The 13,024-nt window shown below is 62.2% G+C and carries 14 protein-coding genes; 5 read left to right on the top strand and 9 right to left on the bottom strand.

Features of this window, described 5'->3' with window-relative positions:
• Positions 1–68 precede the first annotated feature (68 nt).
• Positions 69–860, top strand: coding sequence for a TspO/MBR family protein (locus ACNAOT_RS01775; RefSeq protein WP_420179792.1), 792 nt, complete (start codon positions 69–71; stop codon positions 858–860).
• 103 nt (positions 861–963) lie between these two features.
• Here ACNAOT_RS01775 and ACNAOT_RS01770 read toward each other — a convergent pair whose 3' ends face one another.
• Positions 964–1,299, bottom strand: a complete 336-nt coding sequence (locus ACNAOT_RS01770; RefSeq protein WP_178992942.1) for a hypothetical protein — start codon at positions 1,297–1,299, stop codon at positions 964–966.
• 129 nt (positions 1,300–1,428) lie between these two features.
• On the opposite strand from ACNAOT_RS01770, the gene ACNAOT_RS01765 reads away from it, so the two are divergent.
• Complete coding sequence (locus ACNAOT_RS01765) at positions 1,429–1,893, top strand: MarR family winged helix-turn-helix transcriptional regulator (RefSeq protein WP_420179791.1); 465 nt, start codon at positions 1,429–1,431, stop codon at positions 1,891–1,893.
• A 127-nt stretch (positions 1,894–2,020) separates the two neighbouring features.
• Positions 2,021–3,505 (top strand): MFS transporter, encoded by a 1,485-nt coding sequence (locus ACNAOT_RS01760; RefSeq protein ID WP_420179790.1) that lies wholly within the window; start codon positions 2,021–2,023, stop codon positions 3,503–3,505.
• 358 nt (positions 3,506–3,863) lie between these two features.
• Here ACNAOT_RS01760 and ACNAOT_RS01755 read toward each other — a convergent pair whose 3' ends face one another.
• From ACNAOT_RS01755 to ACNAOT_RS01735, 5 genes are all read right to left on the bottom strand, one after another.
• On the bottom strand, positions 3,864–4,169 hold the full coding sequence (locus ACNAOT_RS01755; protein ID WP_420179789.1) for a hypothetical protein: 306 nt from the start codon (positions 4,167–4,169) through the stop codon (positions 3,864–3,866).
• Positions 4,170–4,281: 112 nt separating this feature from the next.
• Complete coding sequence (locus ACNAOT_RS01750) at positions 4,282–6,636, bottom strand: glycoside hydrolase family 65 protein (protein WP_420179788.1); 2,355 nt, start codon at positions 6,634–6,636, stop codon at positions 4,282–4,284.
• A gap of 31 nt (positions 6,637–6,667) precedes the next feature.
• Positions 6,668–7,399 carry an HAD family hydrolase gene (locus ACNAOT_RS01745; protein WP_091464727.1) on the bottom strand — a complete coding sequence of 244 codons (732 nt, stop codon included), beginning with the start codon at positions 7,397–7,399 and terminating at the stop codon, positions 6,668–6,670.
• A gap of 8 nt (positions 7,400–7,407) precedes the next feature.
• Positions 7,408–8,409, bottom strand: a complete 1,002-nt coding sequence (locus ACNAOT_RS01740) for a LacI family DNA-binding transcriptional regulator (RefSeq protein ID WP_243836645.1) — start codon at positions 8,407–8,409, stop codon at positions 7,408–7,410.
• Between the two features lie 206 nt (positions 8,410–8,615).
• On the bottom strand, positions 8,616–9,233 hold the full coding sequence (locus tag ACNAOT_RS01735; RefSeq protein WP_420179787.1) for an alpha/beta hydrolase: 618 nt from the start codon (positions 9,231–9,233) through the stop codon (positions 8,616–8,618).
• A 26-nt stretch (positions 9,234–9,259) separates the two neighbouring features.
• On the opposite strand from ACNAOT_RS01735, the gene ACNAOT_RS01730 reads away from it, so the two are divergent.
• Complete coding sequence (locus ACNAOT_RS01730; protein WP_420179786.1) at positions 9,260–9,700, top strand: helix-turn-helix transcriptional regulator; 441 nt, start codon at positions 9,260–9,262, stop codon at positions 9,698–9,700.
• 19 nt (positions 9,701–9,719) lie between these two features.
• Positions 9,720–10,121 carry a VOC family protein gene (locus ACNAOT_RS01725; protein ID WP_011773069.1) on the top strand — a complete coding sequence of 134 codons (402 nt, stop codon included), beginning with the start codon at positions 9,720–9,722 and terminating at the stop codon, positions 10,119–10,121.
• Between the two features lie 94 nt (positions 10,122–10,215).
• On the opposite strand, the gene ACNAOT_RS01720 is transcribed toward ACNAOT_RS01725, so the two are convergent.
• The 3 genes from ACNAOT_RS01720 to ACNAOT_RS01710 form a co-directional block, all read right to left on the bottom strand.
• A complete protein-coding gene (locus tag ACNAOT_RS01720) occupies positions 10,216–11,352 on the bottom strand; it encodes a glutamate--cysteine ligase (protein ID WP_420179785.1) in 1,137 nt (378 codons plus the stop codon).
• Between the two features lie 39 nt (positions 11,353–11,391).
• On the bottom strand, positions 11,392–11,850 hold the full coding sequence (locus ACNAOT_RS01715; RefSeq protein WP_420179784.1) for a hypothetical protein: 459 nt from the start codon (positions 11,848–11,850) through the stop codon (positions 11,392–11,394).
• Positions 11,851–12,069: 219 nt separating this feature from the next.
• On the bottom strand, positions 12,070–12,843 hold the full coding sequence (locus ACNAOT_RS01710; RefSeq protein WP_420179783.1) for a GAF and ANTAR domain-containing protein: 774 nt from the start codon (positions 12,841–12,843) through the stop codon (positions 12,070–12,072).
• Positions 12,844–13,024: the final 181 nt, after the last annotated feature.

Genomic DNA, 13,024 nt, shown 5'->3' with positions numbered 1-13,024 from the left:
TTGATACTAGGTCACGTACCTCGTGAATGCATGACATCGCACATCCCACAAGGAAAGAGGCTCAGCATATGGCTACCCGAAGCTCAGATCTTTTGCGGCAAATCATGGTCACCGTGAGCCTGGTGGTCTGCATCGTTGGTTCGATGATCGGCGTTGGCGTCTTCGGCGGGACGCCTATCGCGCAGGCAGCCGGCGGCGCTTTGGCCGCCGATTCAACCCTTTTGGCTCCCGCGACCCCGGCGTTCTCCATCTGGTCTGTGGTTTACACCGGGCTTGCCGCTTTCACGGTATGGCAATGGCTGCCGTCACAGCGCTCCAGCATGCGGCAGCGGTCGCTTGGTTGGATCGTCGCCGTGTCCATGATCCTTAATGCTGCGTGGATCTTGTCCGTGCAGGCTGGCTGGCTCCTGCTTAGCGTCCTGGTGATCCTGGCGTTGCTGATGACCCTTGTGCTGGCTTTCCTGCGCTACAGCCAGAGCCCGGCCGGGTCCTGGGTTGAGGCAGTGGTTGTTGATGGGACCCTGGGCTTGTACTTGGGCTGGACCAGCGTGGCCGTGTGTGCCAACATTGCTGCTGCTTTGAAAGCCTCAGGATTTGGGGGCTTCGGGTTGCGTCCCGAGGTCTGGTCCGTCGCCGTTTTGGTGGTGGTTGCCGTGATGGGCATCGCCTTGGCGATCAAGGGTCACGGGCGCCTCGCTTTGGCGGCCGCCATCGCGTGGGGCCTCATGTGGATTACGGTCGGCCGCAGCGCCAACTCACCGGAATCATTCCCGACGGCGATCGCCGCGGCTGTTGCTGCTGCCCTGGTCCTCGGTGCTGCAATCACAGTGCGGACGCGGGCGGTGCTGGCAGGGCGCTAGCTTCCGGCCGCTGGCCCGGCTGCTGGCCCGGCTGCGAAACCCGCACTAGTTCGCTGCACAACCCGCACAACGGTGAGTCACACGGATAAGCGGGATTCAGGGGTTAAGGTGCGCAGGCGTCCTTGAGGGCCTGAACCGACTCGGCCGGCACCTCGTCTCCGGCTTCTGCGATCTGGTTCAACGGCGTCGTGATTTCAGCGGGAACGCCGGCAGCACCAGCGGCTGAGACCAAGCCGGCAAGCAACTGCTTGTCCTGAACGCTGACCAAACCGTCCTGGACTACAGCGCACACCTGCTTGGTCACTTCATCGGCGGCGGCCGTAGCCACCTTCGATGCGGCGTCGCTGGCTGCGCTTGTAGCTGCTTCCTCCACGGCTCCGCAGCCGACGAGCAGCAGCAGCAAGGGGACGGCGGTCAGGGCGGCAAGGCGACGGGTCATGAGTCCAGCCTAGCAATCGGGCGAGAAGATCCCTTCGCCAGGGGTGTCGTACTGGCTTGCGGCTTCGTCGTCCCAGAGCTTTTGCTGGTTGATCATGGCTCCACTATTGCACCCACCTATGCTTGACGGATGGGAGAAAAGCCAGTGGACCACGTGGCGTTGGCCGTCTGCATGATTGATATCTCGTCCGACATCCGGCGCAAGTCGCTCAACGAAACAGGCCTCCGTCCCATATCCAACGGCGTACTGGAGATCCTTAGGGTCATCGAGAGCCACCCTGGCGTCACCGTCGCTGAGGTGGCCGCGCGCCTGGGGAGGCAACTGAGCAACGTAAGCGCCCAGTTGCGCGAGCTGGTGGCTGCCGGCCTGGTCACGCGAGTCAAGGATGCAGCGGACAAGCGGTACGTCTCCCTCCACCCCACGGACGAATCCAAGCGCATCAAGTCACTCCTCGAGGGTGCATGGGCTGATGCGCTGACGAAAGCCAGCGAACGATTGCTTCCCGAAGAGCGTGAACAGATCACGGCCAGCCTGCCCGCCTTGAAGCGGCTGGCTTCGTTCCTTGCCGAACCCGAACAGGCACCCGAACAGTAAACCGAACTGGCACAAACCCCACAACCAGAACATCACTAGGACATAAGTCACTCCCCTACGGCTTACACGCCTCTCCAAAAGTACTTATACTTTCATAAGTATTACTACTTACAAGAATGGGTGACGCGTGGCATCACAACTACTCGAGACGCCGGGCTCTTTGGGTCAAGGCGGCAAACAAGGCCAACACAACAAAAAGGGGGTCGGCTGGCGCGCCCTCCCCTTCCTGGCCCTGGCCCAGTTCATGGTTGTCCTGGATGGCACCATCGTGAACCTGGCACTCCCCCGCCTCCAGATGGAGATGGGCATCAGCGACTCGACCCGGGCATGGGTGGTCACGGCCTACGCACTGGTCTTCGGAGCTTTCCTGCTGCTCGGGGGGCGCATCGCGGACTTCTGGGGGCGGAAACGGACTTTCATCACAGCCTCGGCAGGCTTCGCCATCGCGTCCCTGATCGGTGGACTTGCGCAGCAGCCGTGGGAACTGATCGGAGCACGAGCGCTGCAAGGCATCTTCGCAGCACTACTCGCGCCGGCGGCGCTGGCGCTTCTGACGGTTGCTTTCCCGGGAGGCAAGGACCGTGGCACCGCGTTCGCCATCTTTGGCTCCATTAGCGGAGTGGGCGCGGCGGCCGGAGTCTTGCTCGGCGGTTTTCTCACCGAGTTCGTCTCTTGGCGCTGGTGCTTCTTCGTGAACGTCCCCATCGCCGTCATCGCCCTCATCGGCGTTTGGACTTTGGTGAGTGAAAGCAAAGCCGGTGGCTCCACCAAATACGACTGGCCCGGCGTCGTTCTTGCCGCACTGGGGCTGGGCTCCCTGGTCTACGGCTTCGCCAATGCCGAACATGGCTGGGGCGCTATCGATTCGTGGGGTTTCATCGCCGCAGGTGCGGTGCTGCTGGTACTGTTCGTCGCCGTCGAACGCAAGGTCAAGAATCCACTGCTCCCGCTGCGCGTCGCTACGGAACGCAACCGCGCGGCAGCCTTCCTGGCGTCGTTCCTGGCGGGGGCAGTGCTGATCGGCGGCATCCTGTTCATCAACTTCTACCTGCAGATCGTTTTGGGCTTCGCGCCGTTTGCCGCAGGAATCGCATCGCTGCCCATGACGGTGGTCCTGATTGTCACGGCGGGCCTCATTGCGAAGAACCTGCCCAGGTTGGGTGCGAGAATCCCCAGCGCCTTGGGGCCTGTCTTCATGGCCGCTGCCATGCTGTGGCTCACCCAGGTCACACCCGAGGGCACTTACACCGTGAACATGCTGCCTGCGCTGGTGTTGATGGGCATCGGCCTGGGAATGGTCTTCGTACCCATGCAGAACCTGGCCCTGTTCGGAGTGAACAAGGACGATGCCGGCGTCGCGAGCGCACTGGTCAACGCGTCACAACAGATCGGCGGCTCGCTGGGCATCGCGCTCTTCAGCACCATTGCGGCCGCGGCCACGGCCGCAGTCGGCGGCGGGACACTGACCGCCTTGACCTCGGGCTACTCACTGGTGTTCCTATGGGCGGCAGGAGTGGCGGTACTGATCGCCCCGATTGCATTGCTCCTCATCAGGATCGACCGCAAGACCTTCAGCGGCACCGAGGACACTCCCCACATCCATCTCGGATAAACGCAGAGGCGCCGCCACCCCGGCAAAGGTGGCGGCCCCTTGCCATGGGCCGCGGAACCACAAATTACGACGGCGGCCAACTCACGTAATGATTGACATGACATAACTCACATTCTGTAAGCTAATTTCATAGTCACGCAGTCGGCTTCCTTCGCACTCATCAGGGAGGTCCGCTTTGGCCCCCAATTCCCTCAAGTCAGAGATCCTCCTGGCCCACGGGGCCGCGCCTTCCGCGGCCAGCGTTGCTCGACGAAGAGCAGCCGCAACCCATGGAAGCCACGGTGGGTCCAACAAACCCGACGCCCTTCTTGGAGCCATCGCCGTCAGGCAGTTGTTTCACCGCTGGCCCTTAGTGCCGTCACGGGAACTGGAACGGATCCGCCACGTGCTCCTGCACTGCGACCAGCTGGGCTCCCCCGACACCCACCACCTGTCCGAGCCTGCCCAAGCGCTCCTGGAGCTGATCAACTGCGAGTTGGAACGGCGTCGAAACGCCGCGGCTCCGCAAGGGGCGCCCGGGGCAAAGGCGCCCGCAGAGGTTCCGGAACGGGGCGCCGCATAGATGGCCGGCCACTTTGAGTTGTTCGAAGAATCCGGAGGTGATTGCCGCGTCCGACTCGTCGATGGCGACGGGACGGAACTCGCTCTCTCCATCTGTTTCCAAGACAAAGACTCGGCAGCCAGGGCCATCTATTCGCTACGGGAGATCGCGGCGAGTGGCCTTATTGAGGACCACACGTCGCGGGCATCCTGACGCGGGTCGCGGCACCGGTGGCTTAATGGATGATCGGAAGGCCCGCCGTCGGGAAGACGCTGGGGAAGATCGACGGCGGCGGGACGGGTACGGTGTCCAGCGGCACGGTGACGGTGACCGCACCAACAGTGACGTCGTAACCCCGCACATCAATCCTCAACGGCTCGTCGCTGTAGCCCTCACCAGGTACAACTGTCAGGGCCATGGAACCCTGCGCGAGGTCCACGGCCAGCAGGCGTCCCTGCACCTTGAGCCGGAAGGACAGGCCTTCCCACTCCGAGGGCAAGCGAGGATCAAAGCGCAGCACCTCGCCCTGGTCGCGCATGCCCGCGAAACCGCACACCAAGGAGCTCCAGATACCGCCAGTGGAGGCGATGTGGACGCCGTCGATGGTGTTGCCGTGGGAGTTGTCGAGGTCGATGAACAGTGCCTCGGTGAAGTGCTTCAACGCGACGTCGCCGTACCCAACTTCAGCCGCCATGATGCCCTGCACGCAGGCGGACAGGGTGGAGTCGCCGGTGGTGATGGGATCGTAGAAGTCAAAAGCGCGCTGCTTTTCCTCCGCTGTGAAGTCCTGCCACTGCAGGAACATGGCCAGCACGGTGTCAGCCTGCTTGAGGACCTGGTGCCGGTAAATCACCAAGGGGTGGAAGTTCAGCAGCAGCGGGTACTTGGACTTGGGTGTATTCCAGTCCCACGGCTCCAGCGTCATGAAGTCGTTGTCCTGGCTGAAGACTTCCAGGTGCGGGTCGTACGGGAGCGACATCCGCTCGGCCGCCTGACGCCACACCATGCGCTCGGTTTCCGCGATCCCCTCGTGTTCCAGAGCGGCGGCGGCCCGCAGATTAAAGCGCGCCATGACGTTGGTGTATAGGTTGTCGTTGACCACGGCCGTGTACTCATCCGGGCCGGTGACGCCGTGGATGTGGAACATTCCGTCCTTGCCGAAGAAGCCCAGCGACGCCCACATGCGTGCTGTTTCAATCAGCAGGTCTGCGCCGAGTTCGCCGCGGAAGGTGTCATCGCCGCTGGCCCACTGGTATCGGTTGGCGGCGAAGGCGATGGCCGCGGCAATGTGGAACTGGGCAGTACCGGCGGCGTAGTAGGCACTCGCTTCGAGGCCGTTGATGGTCCGCCACGGGAACAGTGCACCGTCCACACTGAGCTCCTTGGCTCGGACACGCGCGTCCGGCAGCATTGCGTGCCGCGATTCCAGCACCTTCCGCGCACCGCAGGGATTGGTGTAGGTCAGGTACGGGAGGAGGTAGACCTCCTGGTCCCAGAAGTAGTGGCCCTCGTAACCGGAACCGCTCACACCCTTGGCCGGGATACCCGCAACGCCCGCCCGGGCAGTAGCCTGTGCCAACTGGAACAAACCCCAGCGCACCGCCTGCTGCATCTCCGGCTGACCGCCAATGGAGATGTCCGCCGTGGTCCAGTATTCGGCGTAGTGGGCCTTGCTCTGGGCCAGGATGTCGGAGAAGGACACCAGGTTCACTTCGGCTTCGGCCGCGAGGCTTTCACCACGGTCTTCGGCGTCAGAGGAGCCGGCAGCCACGTAGCTGACCGACTTCTCCAAACGGAAAGTGTCGCCGTCGTGAATGGCCAAAACGTAGCGGACGGACGATTCGTCCTCCGCCACCAAGGTCTCGAAGGGCTGGCCTTCAGCCGAAATCCAGTGGTCAACGGCCATGGCGACGCGCTGCCGGGACTCGGACGTTTCCCATGCCAGGCGAAGCGAGCCGTCGGTGCCCTGGAGGTGCAGCGGCAGCAAGACCCGGCCAGCGTGCCGGCCAGAGCGGCGGGGGTCGTGGACCGAGTGGTCCTCCACAGGCTGGTCCTGGCGGTTCACGACGCCGGAGGTAATGTCCGCGGACACGTCGCGGTCAGCTGTCAGCGACAGTTCCAAGCCAAGACATCCGCGGGAGTCGAAGCCTACGGCGCGACGCTCCACCGTCGTGACGGTAGCGCCCGAGCGGCAGGCCCAGGTGATGCTTTCCTCGTAAACCCCTGTGGAAAAGTCCACGCTGCGGTGATAGTCCAGCACCGTGGATTCGGCAAGGCTCAGGGCTTCGCCATCAATGGAGACTGTGAAGTTGTTGGCGTCCGGCACGTAGACGATCCGCTGGCCGGTCCGGGCAAAGCCATACGCATTTTCGGCGTGCTTGATGTCCCAAATCTCATGGAAGCCGTTGATGAACGTGCCGGGAAGCTCGCCGTCGCCGGCGGTCGAATGCGAGCCACGAATACCAAGGTGGCCGTTGCCAAGCGCGAATAGCGTTTCCAGCGTTCCCTCGTCACCGGGGACGTGGATATTCTCTACGAGCTTCCAGGGCTCGCAGGGGAAGCGAAGCCGATCGGAGCTGATGAGTGCCATGGGCTGTTGAAGTCCTTCGAAAAAAGTAGGGTCAGAGAAGATCGTTGAGGTCGTCCACCACCAGCGTGGCGCCGGCGTCGAGCAGGGTTTTCCGGCCCGCCCCGCGGTCCACGCCGATCACGGCGTAAAAGTTGGCTCCCGCGCCGGCCTGCACGCCGGACACTGCGTCCTCAACCACGATGCATTCCTCCACAGGCACGCCCAGCAGGCTTGCTCCATAGACGTAGGTGGCGGGGTCCGGCTTACCTGGAAGTCCGACGCCGGCAGCAACCTGACCGTCGACGACCACCTCAAAGTGGTGGTCGAGCCCGGCGGCCTTCAGTACTGCAGGCGCGTTGCGCGAGGAGGACACCACAGCCACCTTGAGACCCAGTTCCACTGCGGCGTTGATGAACTTGACCGAGCCCTCATACGGCTCAACGCCGCGGGAGTTCACGATCTCGTTGAAAATCGCGTTCTTGCGGTTGCCCAGGCCCTGCACGGTCTCGTTGTCCGGGTGGTCATGAACCGGCCCTTCGGGCAGTGTGAGGCCGCGGGACGTCAGGAAGTCACGGACGCCGTCGAATCGGGGCTTGCCATCGATGTGATCGAAGTAGTCGCTCTCCTGGTAGCCCTGCGGATGGCCCGTTGCGGCCAGGTAACCGTCGAAAAGCTCCTGCCACGCCTGCTCATGCACCACGGCAGTGGGCGTCAGCACGCCGTCGAGGTCGAACAACAGCGCCGAGGCGCCAGTCCAGGCATTACGAAGATCAGTCATGTGCATTGTTCCGTTCAGCGCTTGTGGCGCGTGGTCTTGCGTTCGATGAGCTTGGTATCGAGCAGGTGGTTGGAGGGTTGATGGGGGGTTTCAGTATTCAGCAGGCGTTCACACAGCAGGTTTGCTGCGAAGGCGCCTTGGTCGGCAACGGGTTGCGCCACGGTGCTCAGGCCCAGGAACCAACTCATGGGGTGATCGTCTATGCCGATCACGGACACGTTCTTGGGCACGGAAAGGCCGTGTTCACGCAGTGCCATCAGGGCACCGAACGCGGCCTCGTCGCAGTGGGCGAACACTGCTGTGGGCCTCCCGCCGCGGGTCATGAGTTCAGTCATTGCCCGCCTGCCGTCGTCGATGCTTGGCCCGGCTCCCACCACAAGGTCCGGGTGGACGGTGAGGTGGTGATCATCCAGCGCACGTTTGAAGCCACGGAACCGTGGAGTCTCAGTCACAACGGAGTGTTCATTGCTCGAGAGAACTGCCAAGTCCCAATGGCCCAGCCCCAGCAGGTGTTGGGTGGCCTGCCAGGCTGCGTGTTCGTCATCGATACCTACATTGTCCCACGGAACATTTCGCATGCCCACGCTGGCCACTGCCAGCCCGCAGGCTTCCAACGCTTCCACTTCTGTGGGGGCGAGGTCAATATTGAGCAGCAGCAGCCCATCCACTCTTTGCGCCAGGTTTCCCAGATCCGCAAAGAACTGTTGCCGCACGCCGGCCTTGTTGCGCAGGCTGATCAGGACTGTGTCGTAGCCACTGTCGCCGAAGACTTCCTCTGCTGCTTCCACGGCCTGGGCGAAGAACCAGGCAGTGGCGGTCGGGGCCACGATGGCCACCGAACCCGTGCTCCCACCGGCCAGCCTGGACGCTGCGGCGGAGGCTTTGTAGCCAAGTTTGCTGGCGGCTTCCGCCACCTGTCGCTGGGCTTTTTCAGAAACGTTGGGGAGGTTCCTGAGGGCCCGGGACACCGTGCAAATGGACAACCCGGAGAGAACGGCTACGTCCTGGATTGTCACTCTGTGAGTCCTAACCATGCAACACGGCCTCAACCCTTTCCATCCTCGTCTGACGCCTTCGCGTGAGCCCCTAACCGGGACACCAGCCAAAAGTGTAAGCGCTTACAATTTTGTCATTCAATAGAGTGTGGTCGAATGCGATATTGTGACGCGAATCTCGGCGAAAGCTTGATTCCGTGGTCTGGATGCCTTCTAATCCTTGGGGCTTAACCCAAGACGTAGTACTTCAGGAACGCGCTCACATCCACCAATTCGGGCGGCTCGATCCTGTGACCCATCCCAGGGTAGGTCCGCGCCGTCAGTGCGACGTTGGCATCCAACCACTCCTCCGTGTGGGCAATGGCGTCCTCGTTGATGACCGGATCGGCCTTATCCCGTCCCCAGAAGAACGGTGGCGGGGCGTCAAAGGACTCGCTCAGGGCCAGGAGATCGTTGTCCAGGACGAACCCGGACAGCCCGACCGTTGCCTTGAACGCGTTGGGCCGCAGGCGTAGGAGCGTGCTGGCCATTGCCATTCCCTGCGAGTAGCCCAGCAGGCTGACGCTTCTGTGGTTGTCCTTGACGGAGTTGATCCAGTTGAACACCGAGTTGGTGGACGCGATGACATCCGCGAAGTCGTTGGTCAGGAAGTAGTCCAGCAGGAACCAGCCGTAGTGGTCACCGATGCTCTTGGGGCCGCGAAGTGCCGCGCAGGTGAACTCGCCGGGAAGGTGCGGGAAGAGGTCAACCATACGCTGCTCGCTGGTGCCATACCCGTGCATCATCACCAGCAACGGCGTGCCCTTGCGCTGGTTTTCGGGCTTCGACCACACCACTGATTCCATGGGGACGAGCCTAGTAGACTGTGCCCATGACTCCGCAGGAACTGGCCAACCTGGCCCATCTGCGGCGCGCCCGCGACTTCATCGATCGCGAGTATGCGCGTCCGCTGGACGTGCCCATCATGGCCGCCGGCGCACTGATGTCTCCCGCACATTTCTCCCGCCAGTTCAAAGCCGCCTACGGCGAATCGCCGTACAACTACCTCATGACCAGGCGCATTGAGCGCGCCATGGCCCTACTCCGCACAGGAACAAGCGTGACAGATGCCTGCATGGAAGTCGGCTGTACCTCGCTGGGCTCGTTCAGCACCCGCTTCACGGAGATTGTGGGAATCAACCCCAGCGAATACCGGGCCCGGGAGCACCACGCCGTGAAGGCCATGCCCAACTGCATCGCCAAACAGCACACCCGTCCTGAACGAACAGGTAACAAAAACCTGAGCAGGATTGAAGAAGCGCCCGCGTCCTAGCTGCAATAGCGTTTGATTCATGAACATTTCATTGAAGTACGCACACGTCACAGTCAACGATGTCGATGAGTCGCTCGCGTTCTACCGGGACGCCCTGGGTTTTGACGTTCGGAACGACGTCGGCTCGGACGGCCAGCGCTGGGTCACCATCGGCAGCGATGCCCAGCCTGATCTTGAGCTGGTCCTTTCCCCGCCGCACGCAGGCCGCTCACAGGCCGACGGCGACGCCATCCAGGAACTCCTCACCAAGGGCGTCATGCCCATGCTCGTGTTCACCACGGATGACCTCGACGCCACCTTCGAAAAGCTGCGCGCATCCGGCGCCGAGGTACTCCAGGAACCCATCGACCAGCCCTGGGGCCCGCGCGACTGCGCCTTCCGCGACCCCTCGGGCAACATGATCCGCATCAACCAGGGCTAACCATCCTCGCAGGGTTCACAGCCCATGAGCACGCACGGCGGGACGTTACCGTGGGCACCCACGGCGACGTGCCGCCGTCGTCGTTCTTCTGTTGTCAGAGACTAATCAGGCTGGCATCCGACCGCTCGCCGTCCTGATGCGTGGATGTGATTGCCGCAGTTACGACGTCGGACAGCCGCATCCGCCGGCCATAAGCTTGCCGCTGCAGCCGCTCGCCGGTTCCGCGCCGGAGGATGTTCGCCACCCCTGTCCGCGCGAGCGCCAGATCCCCGGATTCAGTCAATGCCCGTCGGATGTGCCGGAGTAGGGCACCGGCCACATCGGCGGCAGCATATGGCGCCTGCTCCAGCGGGTGCAGCAATTGGTTGTTGATGCCGAAACGGCTGGCCTTCCAGTTGGCCATGCGTATTACCGGCGTCAAAGTGCTCGACGGCGGGCCCCCCTTGCGCCACTCGCTTGCCGACGTTTCCACAAGAGCACGTGCGAGGACCGCAATGGTGAGGGCGTCTTCGGCGTAGAGGCAGACGTCGGCAACCCGAAGTTCCACCGTCGGGTGACCCCTGGACAAGCGGGCGTCGAAGTAGATCATGCCCTCATCCAGTGGAACTCCGGTCCCCAGCAACTCTGAAAGCACCGCCCGGTAGCCGTCCGCCGAGCCGAAAACATCCATGGGGCCCGCCGTGGGCCATCTGTTCCAGATCTGCGTGCGGTAACTGGCGAACCCCGTGTCAGCGCCCATCCAGAACGGAGAATTGGCGCTCAGCGCCAAGAGGACCGGCAGCCAATGGCGCATCCGGTCCAGGACTGCAACTCCCTCCTCCGGCGACTCAATGGACACGTGGACGTGGAAGCCACAAGTGAGTTGCTCGCGGGAAATCAAACCAAATTCCGCGCCCATGGCAGCGTAGCGTTGGTTGCCCGTAGTCGGCGTGGCATGGAAGACCGGCGGGGTGGCCAACGCGGCAACCCGCGCCCCGACAGCCAGGGCAGCAGAGTCGGCCAACGCCCGCCCGGCGCGGATCTCGGCCCTGAGTTCCTTGGCAGTCCGGCAGGGCAGCGAGTTGACCTCAATCTGTTCCTGTTTGAACTCCGACTTCAGCGAAGGCCCTTGAGGGTTTGACTCCGGGCCTTCAGGGGAGGCCACATCCAGGATGTCGGCGGCCAATGCCAGTGGCATGCCGTCCACCGGATCGGCAATAAGTAGTTCCTCTTCGACGCCAAACGTACGCATAGCCACCCCTCCCCGCAACGAGTTATTTAGAGACGGCGGTTATCCAACGTGGCGCGGAACCTCCATTTGGAAACCACAACGACAGTGGAGCACCTGCGTCTGCAAGTACACCTCAAGGAGGCTGGGACTGTCCGGATCGTCAGTGGTCCGGGGCGCCTCAATGACGCGTTCCGTGGGGCGTCCCAAGGTCATGGGATCACCGCAGTGGGTGCAGCTGAACCAGAGGCCCGCTGCAGACGTTGAAAGAAATTCACTCTGGATGGCGGGTACCAAGGCATCCAGGCGGACTGCGTGGGCGTAAAACGTATCGCATTCGCTACACGTGTAACTGACTTCGACGATCTCCGACTGATTCGGTGTTGCTTCCACAACCGTCTCAACAAAAATATAGGAATCAGTATTGCAAACGGTGCACCAAGGGCGTGCTCCGGTATCGACAGTTGCAGGCGCCCGTCCGCTTGCAGGGTTCGGGGCGGGAATCGGGGATCCAAGCGTCATTGCCATTCTCCTTTTGCTCCTTCAAGGAACCTGCATGGAGGCACGCTGTGAGCCGGCCGAAAGGGGCCGCGGCTGAAAAGGTGCAGTTCTTGGACCATCCGGGATGGTACAACTCATGAGGCTCCAAGGGCTATCTGCTTAACCCATGTATGAATGTAGTTCACTAGTGGCACCCGTCACAAGTGATGGGTTTGCTGCCTGCCCCTTGTGCGCGCGCTTTTACGCTTCGAAGTGCGCCACGGGAGTTTCGTTGGCCACGCTCTTGACGATAGTCTCTGCCACGTCCCGCAGCTTCTGGTTCCGGGTGCTCGATGCCTTCTTGAGGATTTGGAACGCTTCTTCCTGCGTACAGCGGTTCTGGCCCATGATGATTCCACTGGCGAGGTCGATCACGGTACGAGTCTGCATGGCTTCCTGCAGATCGTCAGCGTGCTGCTGCTTCACACCAATCCGTACAGCCAGCCGCAGTGAGCGCTCGGCTTGGCTTGCGTACAGTTCGCAATTGCGGATGGTGGCGTCATCGTAGGCGTTGGCCTGCGGCGCGAAGAAGTTGAGCGCCGCCGTGGCGCCTTCATCCAGCTCCAAGGGCACGCAGAGAGCGGAAAGATGTCCACGCTCGGCAATGACTGAGCAGTACTCGGACCACCTTTCTTCGGTTGATGTGTCGGGAACATGCTGGGTGCTGCGGCTTCGCATGGCCTCCAGGCAAGGACCATCACCGTACGCCTGCTGCACTTCATCGATCAGCCTGGCTTCATGGGTGCTTCCAGCTACCGTGGCAGTGCGGCGGCGCCGGCTGAGAGTGATGCCGCAGAGCACATCCATGCCAACGGCCTGCGATACGGCAGAAGCCGAAAAAACCGCGAGCTCATGGAGGAAACCACCCACATCTTCGCTGTCTATCACCAGGTCCTGCAACTGCTCAGGCACCGAAACATCGTCGGGCGCAGAGACAGCATCAGGCGCCGCAAAATCAATGTTCATTTCGTCCATGCCTCATTTTACGGTCGCCCAAGCCCAACTCGTCACCCGATCAGCAAAGGAATCAAAAACCTTGCATCTGGCGTGCACCTATGTGCACAATCGACCTGTAGTCCACATCACGGGACTCAGGTTTTCCAGCTCATGCAGACGGGCACCCCGCATTTTTTGATGCAGAGGTACAGACCCATGC

This window comes from Paenarthrobacter sp. TA1.8 (genome assembly GCF_048595705.1).
GTDB lineage: Bacteria > Actinomycetota > Actinomycetes > Actinomycetales > Micrococcaceae > Arthrobacter > Arthrobacter nitroguajacolicus.
Note: the sequence above shows the minus strand (reverse complement) of the source record. Positions and strands in the feature narration are given on the sequence as shown.